This window comes from Nostoc sp. (assembly GCF_036916655.1).
Taxonomy (GTDB): Bacteria; Cyanobacteriota; Cyanobacteriia; order Cyanobacteriales; family Nostocaceae; genus Nostoc.
The window spans coordinates 98139-115169 of sequence record NZ_JBALFY010000046.1 but is presented as its reverse complement, the minus strand read 5'-3'; the positions used below and the strand labels follow the sequence as shown (position 1 = coordinate 115169).

Annotated in this window: 14 protein-coding genes; 6 read left to right on the top strand and 8 right to left on the bottom strand. The window is 41.0% G+C overall.

The window, feature by feature from the left end; genetic code table 11:
• The first annotated feature begins 275 nt into the window (after nt 1-275).
• Nucleotides 276-467 carry a hypothetical protein gene (locus V7L31_RS12515; RefSeq protein WP_334696516.1) on the top strand — a complete coding sequence of 64 codons (192 nt, stop codon included), beginning with the start codon at nt 276-278 and terminating at the stop codon, nt 465-467.
• Between the two features lies 1 nt (nt 468).
• Here V7L31_RS12515 and V7L31_RS12510 read toward each other — a convergent pair whose 3' ends face one another.
• The 3 genes from V7L31_RS12510 to V7L31_RS12500 all read right to left on the bottom strand — a co-directional run bounded on the left by V7L31_RS12510 (nt 469) and on the right by V7L31_RS12500 (nt 4881).
• Nucleotides 469-1791: an ATP-binding protein gene (locus V7L31_RS12510; RefSeq protein ID WP_334696515.1), complete on the bottom strand. Its 1323-nt coding sequence runs from the start codon at nt 1789-1791 to the stop codon at nt 469-471.
• Between the two features lie 282 nt (nt 1792-2073).
• Entirely contained in the window at nt 2074-3366 is a 1293-nt protein-coding gene (locus tag V7L31_RS12505) for a tellurite resistance TerB C-terminal domain-containing protein (RefSeq protein ID WP_334696514.1), read from the bottom strand.
• A 165-nt stretch (nt 3367-3531) separates the two neighbouring features.
• Complete coding sequence (locus V7L31_RS12500) at nt 3532-4881, bottom strand: ATP-binding protein (protein ID WP_334696513.1); 1350 nt, start codon at nt 4879-4881, stop codon at nt 3532-3534.
• A gap of 91 nt (nt 4882-4972) precedes the next feature.
• Between V7L31_RS12500 and V7L31_RS12495 the strand changes: the two genes are divergently transcribed.
• The 4 genes from V7L31_RS12495 to V7L31_RS12480 all read left to right on the top strand — a co-directional run bounded on the left by V7L31_RS12495 (nt 4973) and on the right by V7L31_RS12480 (nt 6661).
• Entirely contained in the window at nt 4973-5293 is a 321-nt protein-coding gene (locus V7L31_RS12495) for a TMEM14 family protein (protein WP_334696512.1), read from the top strand.
• Nucleotides 5294-5678: 385 nt separating this feature from the next.
• Nucleotides 5679-6095 carry an efflux RND transporter permease subunit gene (locus tag V7L31_RS12490; RefSeq protein WP_442944411.1) on the top strand — a complete coding sequence of 139 codons (417 nt, stop codon included), beginning with the start codon at nt 5679-5681 and terminating at the stop codon, nt 6093-6095.
• An 88-nt stretch (nt 6096-6183) separates the two neighbouring features.
• On the top strand, nt 6184-6462 hold the full coding sequence (locus tag V7L31_RS12485) for a hypothetical protein (RefSeq protein WP_334696510.1): 279 nt from the start codon (nt 6184-6186) through the stop codon (nt 6460-6462).
• Between the two features lie 7 nt (nt 6463-6469).
• Nucleotides 6470-6661 carry a hypothetical protein gene (locus V7L31_RS12480; RefSeq protein WP_334696509.1) on the top strand — a complete coding sequence of 64 codons (192 nt, stop codon included), beginning with the start codon at nt 6470-6472 and terminating at the stop codon, nt 6659-6661.
• 292 nt (nt 6662-6953) lie between these two features.
• Here the strand turns inward: V7L31_RS12480 and V7L31_RS12475 are convergent, their stop codons facing one another.
• From V7L31_RS12475 to V7L31_RS12455, 5 genes are all read right to left on the bottom strand, one after another.
• Entirely contained in the window at nt 6954-8540 is a 1587-nt protein-coding gene (locus V7L31_RS12475; RefSeq protein WP_334696508.1) for a GMC family oxidoreductase, read from the bottom strand.
• 5 nt (nt 8541-8545) lie between these two features.
• Nucleotides 8546-9826, bottom strand: a complete 1281-nt coding sequence (locus tag V7L31_RS12470; RefSeq protein ID WP_292852923.1) for a hypothetical protein — start codon at nt 9824-9826, stop codon at nt 8546-8548.
• A 7-nt stretch (nt 9827-9833) separates the two neighbouring features.
• Nucleotides 9834-11270 carry a cytochrome c gene (locus V7L31_RS12465; RefSeq protein ID WP_334696507.1) on the bottom strand — a complete coding sequence of 479 codons (1437 nt, stop codon included), beginning with the start codon at nt 11268-11270 and terminating at the stop codon, nt 9834-9836.
• Nucleotides 11271-11301: 31 nt separating this feature from the next.
• Nucleotides 11302-12768 (bottom strand): cytochrome c, encoded by a 1467-nt coding sequence (locus tag V7L31_RS12460; protein WP_334696506.1) that lies wholly within the window; start codon nt 12766-12768, stop codon nt 11302-11304.
• A 66-nt stretch (nt 12769-12834) separates the two neighbouring features.
• Nucleotides 12835-14229 (bottom strand): NADH:flavin oxidoreductase, encoded by a 1395-nt coding sequence (locus tag V7L31_RS12455; RefSeq protein ID WP_334696505.1) that lies wholly within the window; start codon nt 14227-14229, stop codon nt 12835-12837.
• A 669-nt stretch (nt 14230-14898) separates the two neighbouring features.
• On the opposite strand from V7L31_RS12455, the gene V7L31_RS12450 reads away from it, so the two are divergent.
• The gene (locus V7L31_RS12450; protein ID WP_334696504.1) at nt 14899-16908 is read left to right on the top strand and encodes a hypothetical protein; all 2010 of its coding nucleotides are present in this window, start codon (nt 14899-14901) and stop codon (nt 16906-16908) included.
• The last annotated feature ends 123 nt before the right edge of the window (nt 16909-17031 follow it).

The following is a 17031-nucleotide window of genomic DNA, read 5'->3' as shown; positions in this document are numbered from 1 at the left end:
ACCTTTTAAAGAAATTTACCAAAAATTGAATGAATTAGTACAGAAGAAAGTTCAAAAAAAGTTACACGATAAATATGCAATTTGTCCAATAGATTGTGTAACTAAATATGTAAAGTTTTGTATTAGGATTCAACATTTCTGGCCTTTTAGCTAACAATATTTTGCATATTTTGATAGATTTTTTTGGGGAAATGCGATTGCATATCAGTAGACAACAGATTTCACGAATATTTAATCTTTTTGGGATTGAGCATCATAGTCCACTTCCTAGCCCAATGCAAAACATCAGTCAACTGGAACGCACAAAAGATATTGCTAATAGACCTTATCTAATAATCTGGGCAGGAAGCAGAAAGTATGAAGTTTTTACCAATTATGCTAATAGTTTTCCTGTGAGTCTGCCAGAACTTGACTGGTTAGCTTATGAACTTAGCAATTGGCTAGGTTTACCAATTACTAGAGAGTAAATTACAAACTAAATTCTGCTGCGCCATCCTCATCCACATCTGCATCTATAGCAGTAGGTTTAAATTTAGAGCCATGAATTAATTCAGCAAACGCAATTCCTGGATTTTGGTGAAGAATATTCAGCACACTCATAAAATCTCGTACAATTTCCCCTGGTGTCAGTAATGCTTCTGCACCCAAGCGATTAATAATTTCTTGCACAAACTCCTTCAACTCACGATTTGTCAAAGTCTGTTCATAGCCAAAATTGAGTGCATGAATCTCAGCTAAACGTTGCAAAAGCGTCAATATTTCTGCTTCACTCAACGGATTTAGCCGAATCACTGGCCCTAAATGTTCCTGAACATTAGCTTGGGCAACAAAACGACTTTCTTTTGTGCGTCTTTGCCAAGCTTGGTCTGCAAAAAGTCCGCGTTTGGGGTCTTCTAAAAATTTAGTTGTTCCACCAACTACAATGCCAAGATGTTCCGCTTTACATTGCATTGTATCGTTAAACATTGCCAGAAGTCGATTGTAATTTTTTTCCCGCGTGACTGTAGTAGATATTTGATATAAATGTACGGCTTCATCAACTAAAATTAACAGTCCTTTATAGCCAATCTCAGCGACAAATTTCGCAAACAGTTTTATATAATCATACCAACTATCATCATCAATAATTACCCGCACTCCTAAAGCTGCTTTTGCCTCAACTTTAGTAGTAAATTCTCCCCGCAACCAGCGCATCGCCGCATTTTTTAAATTATCATCATCCATTCGGTAGCCACGCCAATAAGCGATAATCACGCTACCAAAATCAAAACCATGAACTAAATCTTCAATATACTGAACTACTTCCCTAATTTTCGATTCAACTTGGTCATCAAAACCATCGTCATTGGGACGCATCTCAGTTTCTTTAACCACTTCTTGTTGAATTTTATTAATCCATCCTTCTAAAATTGAGACTAAAGCACCACCATCAGGACGAGTTTTTGTAGCGAGATGGCTCATTAATTCTCGATAGGTAGCAACACCTTCATTGTTGCTTCCAGCTAATCGGCGTTCCGGGGATAAATCAGCATCAGCTACTACAAAACCTTGCTCCATCGCTCGGTTACGAATTAGTTGCAGTATAAAACTTTTCCCTGATCCATAATTACCAATTATAAAGCGAAATGCTGCTACACCTTCTGCAATATCATCGAGATTTTGTAATAGGCTTTTTAGTTCTTTTTCTCGGCCTACTGCGATATATTCAACTCCTACTCTTGGTACTACCCCCGCACCAAGGGAATTGATTAAAGCAGTGGAGATTTTTTTCGAGATTTTGAGCTTTGCCATGTATTACACTTCACTTTATTCTAAACACAGAAGCATACAGTAAAAATGTCCCTAGACCTAGCGAATAAAATTCGCGGCTATACAGACAAAACCCACCTTTCCTTCTCTACGAAAGGCTGCGCCAACAGAACGCTACGCGAATGTGGGTTTCAAATTTCTAAGAGTCCGCGCAGGCGGACGAAAGTTTGTGTAGCCGGGATTTCTAATCGCCAGATATATTTGCTCGCATAGGTTAAGGTAAATATTCACATTACTACTAAATCTTACGATGGCAATAATAATTTAATTTGACGAAGTATGTCTAGTCATAAGGTCTTCATACGTTGCAATCATTTTCCTGATATGGGTTATATGCTCAGGGTAAACTTGTGGATTTTCCGAATCTGTATTAATTATTAATTCACCAATAGTATCATTTGCCCGTTCATTTATAGAATCGATTAGTAGATTCGGCATAGTGATATTTGCTTCGGCAATTTTTTTAATAGCACCATTGGGGTTATCTTGTTTAACTATAGCTTTTAAGACTTGTAACTCATGTTCTGGCAGATTTTCTAGAAAATTAGTCCATTCTTCGGGTATATTCTCCGATTTATCAGTATCCGAAGTTTTAATGATGGCTGAAGTTTCAATTATTTCAGAAAAAGGAAACAATTCAATATCATCATCTTCTGGGGAATTTTCCGTAAAAGGCTCAGAATTAAATGTTTCTACTTGTTGTAGTAATTCCCATACTTGATTTTGCAATGAGTCTCGTTCTTCTTGTAATAACGAAACTTGCCCTTGTAACTGCTGCAATTCGGCTTTTTGTTCTGCTATTTGAGTTTGTGAAGAATTCAGGATAGCTTGGATATTTTCTCTTTCAGTTTTTGTTGCTACAAGCAATTGATTTTTTTGGATTGTCTCAACTTCTAGCTCTTGAATTGCAATTCGCAATTCATATAGTTTTTCTTCTAATTGGGGTTTGAGTCTGCCTAAAAGAGTTAAATTGCTTTCAACTTCTTGTTTCTCTTGCTGGAGTTCAGAGATTTGACTTTGCAACTGAGTGATTTCAGCACGAGATACATTACAATTAGATTCCAGACGACGCTTCTCTGCTGTGAGGATAGAAAAAGCATTGTTCAATTCGGTTTGATTTTCCTGCAAGTTATCAATTTCAGTTTGCAGACTATTTATTTCATTTTCTAGCTGCTTTTTTTGTCCGGCAAATGTTCTTAACTCTCGATGTAGACTATCTCTTTGATTACGGCTTTCTGTAACTTGATTTTGCAGATGTTGTGACTCGGCATATAATAAATTATGATGTTCTTCGATTTGATTTATTTCTCTGACAACACGAGCTTTTAATCCCTCCATATCTTTAATTCGCTTGCGGAGAGAACCTAAAACAAACATTTCATAATTTCGGCGTCGCTTATCTACGAATACTGCTGCTGTATAGATAGTTGCGGCAGTAATTACACTGGTGAGAAAGGCTTTATTAAAATCCCAGCTTGGGACAAGGCTAAGTCCAAAACTCACACTAAAGGCAACTATCACTAGTATAAATCGATTGCTGATCATTACTGATTGCATATTGCTGGGTTTTAGCGTAGTTAAATTATCAGAATAAGTAGTTCTTAAGGTCATTACCCCTCTTATAGTCATTCTTAAATATCTAGTTGGAGTTACTGGTGCATAACCATAACATTGTTCTGTAAATAACCAAGAAGTGCAACGATCAATGAGTTAATTTTAATGTTAGATGTTGGGTGTATTGTTATTTGCATGAAAAAGTGTTAAATCTGCTTTGAGAAAATCAATAAACTGCCGTGCTGTACGTCCAGAACGACCATTATGGCGAGTTGCCCATTGTAATGCTTGAAATTCCAAATCTTCTTGGGTAATATTAATTTCAGCTTGGGCGGCTAGATGTTGTACAATTTTCAAATAAGTTTTTTGATTGGCTGGTTCAAAGGTCAAGGTTAAACCAAAGCGATCGCTAAACGAAAGCTTCTCCTGCATCGTATCCCAAGCATGGATTTCTTCGTTATCCTTAGGTGCAGGTCTATCCACAAAAAACTCCCGAATCAGGTGGCGGCGATTGGAAGTAGCGTATACCACTACATTTTGAGGCCGCGCGGTTAAATTACCTTCTAAAACTACCTTGAGAGCTTTAAAAGCATCATCATCTTCTTCAAAGGAAAGGTCATCGACAAAAATAATAAATTTTTGTGACACATCTCGTAAATGTTCCACGATTTTTGGTAGGTCTTTTAAATCAGATTTTGCCACTTCCAACAAGCGGAGGCTGCGATTGCCATATTCATTCAACAAAGATTTCACTAAAGAAGATTTGCCAGAACCCCGACTACCGTAAAGTAATACGTGCAGTGCCATCTCTCCTGATAATAAAAACTCTGTATTTTTGAGCAAAGCATCCCTTTGAGACTCGTAACCGACAAGGGCACTCAGCTTAATGGGGTCAGAATACCGAATACCGATAAACTGACCAGCTTGCCAGCGTAAAGCGCGATATTCTGCAAATAAACCAGAGCCACATTGCCGATAATAAGCTGCTAACTCTTCTACAGCATCACCCCAATTATCTAACTCTTGTAGATATGTAGCGAACTTTGTCTCTACTCCTACCAATTCTTGCTCTTTATACCACACTACCGGTGAAATCGGCGTATGAGCAACGCCTTGTACCCACTCGCTTAAAGAAGCGCTGCTACATTCATAGAGACTTTGCAATACTTGTAAATCATGGTGAACTGCTGCAACTATTGCTGGGGGTAAATCTTCAAATCCTCGCTGTTGGGCTAACCTTGTAAAAGGATTCTCAGAGAAGAGAAGTTGAGTAATTAAATAATCTTCCCAGTTTTGATTTCTAGCAGCCAAAGCGTGGAAGTAACTGCCGTAGGCTTGGAGACAACCCCTTGCATCGGCTTCAGTGTAACGTATCGCTTGCAACAGTTCCAGAAATGCCATCCCCACTTCGCTTTGGAGAACAGACTGGTACAGTAAAAGTGAGGCTGCTTGGCGCTGGAGATGTTGAACCTTTGTATATGAGGAAGTACTTGCCATTGGCATCGCTTGATTATCCATCAATCAATTAATTGTGTGGTATAGCTAAATAGCTATGGTAAATTGTCTGCTGACCCTGGTAGTAAAGTCAAAGTCTATAGATGTTTTAACAATGAATTTAGGTATAGTTGCTGCTTTTGCCTACGGCATTTTAGCGATTGTTGGTGGCATTATTGGCTACATTCAGGCGAGAAGTATAGTTTCACTCCTAAGTGGTAGTATTAGTGGTTTATTACTAATAATTGCCGCCTTTTTTCAACTCCAAGGGCATGCTTGGGGTTCGATTTTAGCTGTATTAGTTACTGCTATTTTTGTAGTGTTTTTTGTATTTAGATTGGTAAAAACACGCAAATTTATGCCTGCGGGATTAATGACGATTTTGGGTATGCTGGCATTGGCGGTGATGGTGAATCAAATAGTTGTTCTAAGGTAATATTAGTCTTCAGCAATTCTAAATTCAAAATTTGACAGGGTGCAGAAATAACTTGAGACTGAGAGCAGGCAAATTCAAGTCAGGGTGATGTTTGGATTAAGAGTGCTAAGTTTTGTGAGCCTACTGGGATTTTTGCAGGGAGTTATTGAGACAATCAAAGACCCAAGGCAACCGAGCAATGCAACTAAATACACAATCAAAGATGCAATGTAAGGTAGAGGTGTTGCCACTTGTTTTTACAATCCAAACCTTAATGCAGTATGGTAATTGCGATCGCTATTAACTCAATGCAAATGTACTATTATCGCCTGAATCAGTGATCGGCCGGAGGCTTTACGCGATCGCTCAGACAGCAGATACAATATGTTAGTAAACTGTCGAAACTGTGGTGACAACTACGCTGGAGCAACAAATTAACGGCGTTGAGGGAATGCAGTACATGACCTCGAACAGTTCCGCAGGTAGTAGCCAAATTTCGGTATATTTTGGGTCAGACACAGATAAAAATATTGCTCAAGTTAACGTCCAAAATCGCCTCGCCCTTGCTACACCTCGCTTACCGACAACGGTGCAACAATTCGGTGTGACAGCACAAACATTTTCTACAAGTATTTTGTTAGTCTATGCTCTTTATCCCGAAAATAATGAGTATGACGCGCTGTTTATTAGTAACTATATCGATCTGAATTTACGAGATCAACTGCTGAGAACGCCAGGAGTTGGGGATTTAACAATTTTTGGTGAAAAGCAATATGCAATGCGGTTGTGGCTCGATCCGGAAGTGCTGTATTACAAGAGGTAAAGATTAAGTTGTAACTTTGGGAACCACTGACACAATGTAGAGTATCTCCTAATAATTTAGCAAAGCTATAAAGATTGGAGCGAAGCAAATGAACGCTAGATTAATCGTTTTTTCTGCCTTTGTGACAGCATTTGTAGGTGCAGTAATTGGTTTTATTACTGCTAATTTACTTCCTTGCCCCTACACAAGTCAAATGTATAAAAATTTAGACCAAAAATATGCGATCGTTGGTGCAGTTGCGGGCTTGCTAATTGGTTCTAGTCAAGAAATGATTCGGGAACTCAAACAAGAGCGGGATGCAGAAGAAGAATTACTGCGGGATTTAAACAAAGCTATTCACTCAAATACAGATCAAAAAAAATTATGACAATTTTTTGACAAGAACTAACAGCTATAGCAAAAATTTTGAGCGCGGTTCTAAAAAACTGCAAGGCAAAGCCGCCATACTCACAAGTGGTAACTTTAGGCTAGCAGTCGCACTTAGCTTTGCTTGTGAAGCTGCCGATATGCTGATTTATGCAGGTATGTCCATTGGTGGTTTGCTGAGTCCAACTGCACTATTATGACTGTCAAATGCCCTTCAAAGCCAGGCGATCGCTTGCATTGTCTGGAGTGTCAAAAAGTTTAGTTATGTTAACTAATTCGTCAAAATTAGTTTTAATTAATTGTTACAGAGGATTGGCATAAGCCACCAATTTTAAAAATAGTGCGCTCCTATCGACGTAGAAGTAACCGCAGAAAACTGTAAAGGCGTAGGCGTAGCCCGTCGTAGGCATCGCCTCCTCCAAAATCTAGAATAAGCTAGTTTTCTGCAAAGCGTACCGTGATAAAACTGAAAAGTGCGATCGCCCCAGTGTATCAGTTGCTCACCATCAAGTGAGACACCCGTTCTGCTAAAGCAGCAATAGTCATAGAAGGATTGCGCCCAACAGCTTGAGGTAAAATTGCCCCATCGGCGACATAAAGATTTTTGTAGCCGAAAACTTCTCCTTTATGATCAACCACACCATCTTCAGCAGTTGTCCCCATTTTGCATCCTCCAAGGGGATGCACTGTTAACAAACTGCGAAGAACTGACCAGTAAAAGGGAATATAAAGCTTACCGCCGTTAGCTTGGGAAAGTTGCTTTTGCAGATTCAAGATGGCATCAATTGCAGACTTTGAGCGCTGGATATTCCAATCAAGTTTTAAGTCTGTTTCCCAAGGTTTGAGCCAGTTACGACCGAGAGAAAGTTGCCCATCAGCAGCATCAACACCCGCACCTAGCCAAACCATAACGTTGCTTAAGGGATTCTTTTCATCCAAACCACGCTGCAAATGGTTGCGTAAAGCTAAAGCAAATAGGCTGAAATTACCAGAATTCAGTTTGCTGCTAATGGCATTCAGCAACATATTGGGAAAGCCATCATCTTCAATAATAAAACTCTCTCCCTCAAAGCTACCATCAGTAAAGTCCATACCTGCGGTAATCGTTGGGCCAATGGACTGCCTCACCTCAACATCTTTGCCGTAGAAATCGGGGGTAAGGACGTTGGCGTTAGCGCTCCAATTTTTACCGAGTTGCTGACTAACTTTAGGTAAAGTGCGGTACTTATCGCGGCTATTTAATAGCAACTCACTAGAACCGAGAGAACCTGCGGCGATGACAACTATTTTGCCCCTCTCTTCCCCACGAATTAATTGCCCGTTTTCGATGCGGTCAAAAATAACGCGATAACCACCCTCATCTGGTTGAATATAGCGTACCAAGTGGAGCGATCGCACCTCTGCCCCTTTATTTTCCCCAGCCGGGATGTAGTTCAAATCGAGGGTATTCTTAGCGTGGACATCACACCCCAAATCACAATTACCCAAATGAATACAAGTGCCTTGTTTTTGCCCTTGGGCATTGACAAATTGCCGGGAGTGCTTTTCATTCAAGGGATCTTCCAGTTGGTAATTCCAGTCTGAATCGAAAGAGATTGCTAAGGGCATACTTTGGAAGCGATCGCGATACCCCACTTTTTGCGCCGCCTGTTCCATCAATTTTGCCCGTTGGGTACGCTGCCCTGGAGGTATGGGATGGACACCCATCATTTTCCGCACGCGATCGTAATAAGGCTGCAATTCACTGTAAGTAATTTCCGGTGGCCAACCCTGCTCAAATCGCGTTGGATTTGCTTCTAAAACCACGCTGGAATAGCACAGAGAACCGCCACCAACCCCCGCCCCCTGAGCAACAGCCATCCCCTTAAAAAAGCGTAAATCGAGCCAGCCATTATGTTTTTGCGGCTGGGTGTGTTCATAAATCCAGGCATCTTTGGCTTGACGTGGGTATTGGTCTTTCGTCCAACGCCGGCCGCGTTCTAATACCAAAACCCGCGCTCCCGATTCAGCCAAACGGCAGGTAACTACTGACCCACCAAAGCCGCTACCGATTACGATGACATCAAATTGCTGGCTCATATAATTTACTTAATCACAACGGGGTCTGAAGGACGGGCAAGGCTATCTCTTTTTGGTACAGGGATATCGCGGGGAATCCAAAAGTGTATCCGTTTATCGCAACCTTCGCAGATGGCATAGTCATTCAATTCAATTACACCCAACTGCGTCCACTCTTTTTCATCGAAGTTTTTGACGTTGATGGTGTAGACCAAGGTATTGTTAGGATACTTTTCTAGTCGCAATTCATCCCGGAAGTCTTCTGCATCGATTTTAGGTGTGCCTTCTGCCACTCTGAGCATAAACAGGTCTGGGGTAACAACCTTGCTTCCTGGTTCGACACCAAGGGTAGAAATCGGAAAGACTTGGCGAAACCCTGGTCTTTTATCTACCAGTCGGAAAATCACGCGGTTAACAAGTTTAGCGCCAATATCTGGGCCAACATCAGGAAAATTGGTTAACTCAGTATCAGTGATATGCTTCGTCTTGATGCCTGTGAGATAATCGACAGTCACGAAATTACCTGGTTTTACCTTTTCGTGAGGGTTGAGGGTAGGATAAACTTTACCAGCTAAACCTAAGGCCCTGCGATCGCCCCGTTTAATTCCAGCACCAGCAACAGAAAGACGAGCAAATACTAAACCTTCTGAACCCTTAGTAAAATAACCCGTATAAGGTGAATCCTCAGTAATTTTCCAAAGACCTGAATAGCAAACACCATTAGCGTGGATTAGCTTATCGTAATGGGGGCGGATATCACGCCTGTCGAACAAATTCCGCGCTGCATCATTAAACAATTGGACAAAGGTTGTCAATCCTACACCTTGTTGGTAAGGCAGAGGTTCACCATAGGGTTCACTAAAACCAACTTCTTTGACTTCTTTGTAGGTAGACCCGTCATACTCGAAAACATCGTTGTCCGGGGTAGAAGCTTGAGGGTTGTTGAGCATAGTTAGTATCAACAATGGGATTTGGAATAAGCATAAAACTGAGTCAATAATCCCGAAGGCAGGATAAATATTCGGGTAAAGAAAGAAAAAGAACAGAACTCCAGGCGGACGGGAAAGGGTCGCTAATACAGCATTGGGAGTGTAGCGGTACGGGTCATTTGCTCCAGGAATGTAGAACAGCGACAGCAGAACCACTAGCAAACCAGCAAAAGAAGTCCATACTGGGTCTTGGCTAGGTCTTTGGTGAAGTAATTCCAGCAACCAATTCGGTGCAAAAATCGCCGGTAAGCCAATCGCCCAATCTTGGATAACACCTAACCAGACAATGCGGCGAAACCAAACAGCATATTTGTTCATAGCTTAGTTACAAAGTTTTGAGATATTCAACTAATGCTTGTTTCTCTTTGGCGGGTAAATCAGTGCCATAGAGATGTCCTTGGTTACTATTACCAGGAACGCTAATGTCATATTTAAAACCTACACGTTCTGCTTCTTCTCCTTCGGAAATAAAGCCAACTTTTTTCTGGTCGTAGACATCAAATCCTCGATAAAAAGATTGGGGACGATTCTCTGGTTTTTCTAACAAATCTTGTAGGGATGGCACCGAACCGTTATGGAGATAAGGCGCTCTTAACCAAAGACCATCCAGAGAGACAGATACATAACCATCAGTCTTCCGCAACTCATTGAAGTCCCAAGGATAACCATCACCAAATTTGTTGTAAGTATCTGCTCCTTGCTGCGTCCACATATCTAGACGGTGGCGGTCAGTTCCCACTTCTGCAACAGGAATTACCTTACCAGTCCTTTCGCCACCAAAGGCGTGACAAGATGCACAAGTACTGCTGAAAATCTCTTTTCCTTGTGTAGCTAATTGCTTATCAACTGCAAACGGATATTTGGGAGGCGGTAATTCTGAAATATAATCTTGTACCCGTTGAAGATCCTCTACTGGTAGAGACTCTTTAGTTGCACCGTCACCAATAGCCCCAGTTTGCACTGTTTCTCGCAACGAAGTTTCTAAACCATCCCAATGCAGAGCAAAGTTTTGGTGTTGCTTTTGATTCCACAAAGGCATCATATCTGAGTTACCAATAGTGTCATCTTTAGGCAACTTTAAAGTAGTGAACTTCACAGGGTTAAAGGGGTCAATCCTACCCGGCCCCCAATTGGGACGAGAATCAGTCCAAGCAAAGTCTGCTTTTTGTTGCAGCAATCCTTTCTTAGTTTGGGGAATAATTACAAAGCGATAAAGCAGATTTTCCCACCAAGAAAACTCATGACTATATTTAATTTCATCAAGAATATAGTCAGGTTCAAATCTGGGGTCGCTAGCAGCGTTACCAAGAAACCGAACATAGCCTTGAGAATCAAATCTATTCGCCGGGCCAGCTGCAATAATTGTTGGCTTATCTTTGAGGTTTTCTCGATAAGTAGCATGATGACAAACAGCGCAAGTTATCCCAACTCTGGGAAACCCAATGGTTTTTTTTGCAAAACCGACTGGTAGCTCTTTACCTTCTTCCCATGTAATTCCTAAAGAAGTATAACCACCTGGGCCTGGTAGCTTATCGGGAAAGATCCGCGGCAATACTAACCAAATCCAATACGGTACGCCTTGCGCTTGTTCTGTACCAATAGAACCATATTTAAAATGATCCTCTGGTAACTCATAAACTTCGCTAGGAGCTTCGCGGAAAAGACTGTACCATCCCGCGTAACCCACTACCCCAAAAAGAAGGACAATAACTACAGCAATTGAGGTGATTATTTTCCCTAATTTTGACTTAAGTATTGCCATAAACTTAGGTTTCTCCTTGCTAAAGTGTCCTTCAAAGTTTCTTCATGTACTCAACAACTGCATCTTTCTCTTCTGGGGAAAGATCAACGCCGTACAAGTGACCGCTATTACTGTTACCCTCAAGTTTTGTATCGAACTTGAAGTATTTTTTACCATTTTCTTCAGTGACATCAGAGACAAAGCCAACTTTGGCTCTATCGATAACATCGTAGCCCCGATAGAATTCTTGTGGTCTATTCTCTGGTTTTTCTAGTAAATCCCGGAGGGTGGGGACTGAACCATTGTGTAAATAAGGGCCGCGTAACCAAACACCATCAAGGGGCATATTTGCATAGCCATTAGTCTTACGGAAATGCTTAAAGCGCCACGGATAACCTGCATACAAGGTATTTTGGTTAGAGATGGTTTCATAAGTGAATGAATCTAGGCGATGCCGGTCTGTTCCAATTTCTTGAATTGGCACAACTTTGCCTGTATAAGCCCCACCAAAAACGTGACAGCTAGCGCAATTACTTTCAAAAAGTGGTTTTCCTGTAGCTGCTAAAGTTTCGTTAACTTCGTAGGGATATTTTGGTGGTGGTAGTTCCAAAAGCCAATCGGCAATTCGATCAATCCGAGGCAAATCAATCGTTGTGGGTGTGACTCCAGTGCCTAAAGCTGCACTTTTATTACGTTCATCAACAGAACTATTGTTACCATCCCAATGCAACTCTAGTCCCTTGCGGGGTCTTTGATTCCAAATTGAGGGGAAATCAGAAGTACCAATCAATTCATCCTGACGCAATTTATCCATTGGGAAATGGAATTGAATTGCTTTATAAGGATTAAAAGTATCTACTCTTCCTGGCCCCCAATCTGGTTGTGCTTCCACGAACTTCAGTCGATATGCCTGATTAATTAGTGCATCTCTAGTTTGGGGAATTGCAATGAAGCGATAAAGTAATTTTTCAATAGGATTTAGACCACCACTGATTTTTTCAATTTCTGGTAACATCCGGTTGGCAGTAAAGCGCTCATCCACGCCAACTGCTGATAAAAATTTGATATATCCCTGCAAATTAAGTACATTAGCAGGCATTGCTGTAACCACTTGATGGTCGCTATTAGGATTATCTCGCAGCGTCCCTGTATGACATACAGCACAATTTAATCCAACTCGATCGATAAATACTCTCCGTTGCGAAAAACCTATAGGCAAATTTTTATCGGGTTCTTTGATAAATCCCAGAGAAGTATAACCTTTGCCAGGTAATTTATCCGGGAATAAATCTGGTAAAACTTTCCAAATCCAGTAAGGAATACCATTGATGGGTTCGCTGCCAATTGAACCATATTTAAAGTGGTCTTCAATGTCAACATAATCCACTGGTGAGTTAGAAAAAACAGGCCAAAGGAAAAATACTGCTACTGCAATAACACCGACAATTACAACCCAGATTCGCCGGAATATTCCCTTAATTGAGGTTGGGAGTAGGGTAGGGTTTGTTTGTTCAGTCATGAAACACTCCCCATATTGTCGAGATTATTTGTAAGCGAAATTGTCAATTTGATACCCATCGCTTTTTTATTTAGATGAATTGGCAAACTGAGTTGGATGAAAGACTGACATTACTTCTTCCATCATCTCTTCATAACTATTGAAGCGATCCTGCTCGTAACAACCTAAGGGATTTTCAGTTACATTTAGCAGGCATTTATTGCAATAGGTACAGGGTTTATCTGCCAGGTCTTTACCTACTTGAAAAGATTTAACTAAGTCATTATTAGCAATTAGGGTACGAGCCATTGTGACACCATCACAATACTTATCATTAATTGCCTGACGAATATAAGAAGCCTGTTGCAAACCACCAGTACATAGTACGGGAATATTAACGTGCTTTTTAATTTCTCTGGCATCTAGTAAGTTTCTGCCTTGGTTCTCTGCCAGCAATTGCTTGATTTTAGGGTCTTTTACATCGTCACCACTAAATGCTTGTGGAGCCAATTGCTTTTTGACTCGATTCCATAAAAGATTGAAAACGGGATGCAAAAATGAATTGCGAAATAAAATGTAGTTACGCGTAGTCTCTACGCCACTCGACAACATGGTGTCATAAGTTCTACTAATGACATCGAAATTAAAATCACCAATGGGATTGAGTGGATGAGGAAATAAGCTACCAGTTGATACATGGACGCCATCAGCCCCAGCTTCTTCTGCCCATTTACAAACTTGAATGGAGTCTTGTATGGTATTACCTGGTTTTTCCCAAAAGGTGACGGCGTTGTTATAATCAACAGCACTAATTTTGAATTGCAGGTGAAAGTCGTTACCTACTTCTTTGCGAATTGCCCTAATTACATCTAGCAAAAACCGCGCTCGATTCTCTAATGAACCACCATATTCATCTTGACGGTCGTTAATTCCAGAACTGAGAAATTGGTTAAAAAGATATCCATTCGCACTGTGCAATTCTATCCCATCCAAACCTGCTTCCCGGACACGTCTAGCGCCATCGGCAAAGTATTGGATTGTTTCTTTAATTTCTGCTAGTGTCATCGCTTGACACAAAAAGCCGTGGAATGGCTCGGTTTGGCTAGTGGAACTTAAGGCTTTTTTTCCTAAGTTTTCGACACCGCCAATATCCTGCTGTCGCCCAGAATGACTTAATTGCAAGATAAATTTACAGTCATATTCATGGACTTTTTCTCCTACTTTTCGCCAAAAAGGAACGGTTTCATCAGAGTGAATTGTGGCGTAATTGGGCATAATTCTGCCCCGGATGGCGACTGGAACAAAGGAAGTAATAATTGCCCCAACGCCACCACGAGCAAACTTTTCTTCCCAGTTGATTCGGGCTTGAGTACCTGAACCATCGTAGTTATCCCATCTTCCTGAAATACTAGAGCGAAATATCCGATTTTTGACTGTGAGATTGCGGAATCTCAATGGTTCAAAGATAATATCGTTTTCCATTTGTTCCTCTGTGTTTCGTGTTGTTTCGGCAATAAGATTCGGCTTGGTGAATTTTTTTAGCACCAACAGTCTCGCCAGAGAACTGCTATTTTCAGCATCTCTGGGAGGACAATTTTTTATGTCTACAAATCTACAGTGGAGGTTTTCGGATGCGATCGCTAAGTATTAATTTTTTGTTACTTAGATTTACTTACCAAATTTCAGCATGGGTATTTAGCCTTATTGGTTTTTACAGTTATATAAAGACTTTTGCAATTTGTAAACCTACGGTATTTACAGAGCAATTCTTAAAAAAAGTGAAAATTTTCCTCTTTTTTATTTCTCTGATTGGGTTAAGGCAACTTTAAAAGAAGCACTTGACGATTTGTTACAAACATTACCAAGTACGTAAGTAACGCATATAACCATAGCAAATTGGTTATTCAAACCACTGTAAATTTACAATTTTTTAAATTTTTTGTTTAGAAATGTATAAAAGTTTATTAATGACGTTTTGCAAACTTGTGTAGTAAGTTCATATATAGCGAACCTCAGTAAGGTACATTTTAAATCATCAAAATATCCCAAGACTAAATCTGGAAAATGGGAAATTAGTGATGAAGCATTATTGTGCCTCTGCAAACGTGAGGTGCAGTGGAGAAGGTTTAGGGGTTACAACCAGAGAGTTTTATGAAAAAGACAAGTCTATTTTTTAAGGGCTGTCTGCTCCTCCTGTTCGTGACTATGTTTATAGTCTGCGGCTTTTATGGAACGCCTACAGCCCTCGCTGATGAGTATAGTGAAACACCTGCGCCCATAAGTAATAAGTACTCTGACACTGGTGTAAGCAAATACCCTGACAACTGCGATGGTATCGGTTATCTCCCAGAGTACACAAAGGAGAATTTGACAGATGCCGAAAAACGGGGTCGTTGCACCTGGTACTTATGGACTGGCGGTAATGATAAATACTATCGTGATTTAGCGAAACGGACACATGGCGGTGCTGACTTGCTAAAGCTGATTGACTCAAAAGAGCATGACAAGCGATTTGAGTTATATGGCGCAATTAACGATCCTGGATGTGAAAAATCCACAGAAAAAGATGAATACGGGTTGCAGTTAGATAAATGTAAAGACCCGCTCTCAACTGGTGTTATTGGGTTGCGTAAGTTCCCCAATCCCAACTTCGACCAGGCAAAATGGAACGCTGAGGAGTATTTTAAAACCTCACAAGTCGAGCCTCCCTACTTAATTGGACAGTCTTGTGCTATCTGTCACGTAGCATTAGATCCCCTCAACCCACCCAAAGACAAGGAACATCCAAAATGGGAAAACCTCGTACCAGCATTGGGTAATCAGTACATCAAGGAAAACAAATTCTTTGGAACCAGCGTTGGAGAAAATAGTTTTGTTAAGCAAGTACTTGATTCTCAAAAACCTGGGACTTCTGATACTTCGCGGATTGCCACCGATCATATCAACAATCCGAATGCGATTAACGCTATTTTTAATTTAGGCGATCGCCCCAAATATCCAGAGGTAATGAACGATGGTTCAACCAAGGATGTGAATCATATTCTCAAGGATGGTGCAGACTCCACAGGAGTAGCCAATGCCTCACTACGGGTTTATGTCAACATTGGAATGTGCGGCGATTACTGGACAAGTCTCCATGAACCTTTATTAGGCAGAACTCCCCAAAAACCTTTTGACATCGCTAAGGCGCGGAAAGACTGCGAAGGCTGGAGACAGACAGAAGCACGGATGGCTGATGCCGAAGCATTCTTAAAAACCATCAAGCCGATGCACCTGAAAGATGCACCCGATGGTGAAGACTTCTTAACTAAAGATGAAGAAGTTCTCAAACGTGGCAAGCTAGTTTTTGCTAGCACTTGTGCTAGTTGCCATTCCAGCAAAAAGCCCGATGCTGCGATCGCTGCTGACCCCGAACAGGCTCAGAAATGGTATGAAGAGTCTGTACTCAGTAGTAATTTCTTAGACCACAACTTCTTGTCTGATGACCAGCGTTATCCAGTTACCCTAATTGGTACTAATGCGGCGCGATCGCTAGGAACAAATGCCACTAAGGGGCATATTTGGGATCAGTTCTCATCCAAGACTTACAAAGAACTGCCATCACCAGGTACTTTGACGCTGTACAACCCCTTCGATGAGAAAAAACCCATCGAATTTAAAATACCAGACGGCGGTTTGGGATATTACCGTACACCTTCGCTAGTAAGTATTTGGGCAACAGCACCACTTCTTCACAACAACACACTAGGACTTTACAACGAAGATCCTTCAGTGAAAGGACGTGTAGCAGCCTATACAGATGCGATGGAAAAGCTACTCTGGCCTGAAAAGCGTGAGGGAATTATCAGCAGGACATCTAAAGATACGAAATTAGAGCTTCCCCCAGGAGATCCGAATCCGAGATTTAGAATTCCTATTCCTAAAGGTACACCTGTGAATTTGCTGGCGAGCATTAATATCAGAGAGGCAATTACATCTCTCAATCTCAGCAGCCTTTTCCAAGACTTGAAACCAGGTGGAGGAATCAAGAATAAGTTGGCACGTGTACTTTTAAGAGCCAACAAGTCTCCTGACTTCGTGGAAGATGAGGGTCATTATTTTGGTTCCGATCTCCCAGATGAAGATAAGAAGGCCCTAATTGAGTTCGTCAAAACCTTTTAGTACAGGTTCGTAGTGTTTTAAATGCTCCAGAGGCACAGAAAATTAGCTATGAATTGATCAAATTTTGTACTAAAACAATTTGTCTGAATACTCTGCACTCGTTCCCAGTTTTAACCTGGGAAC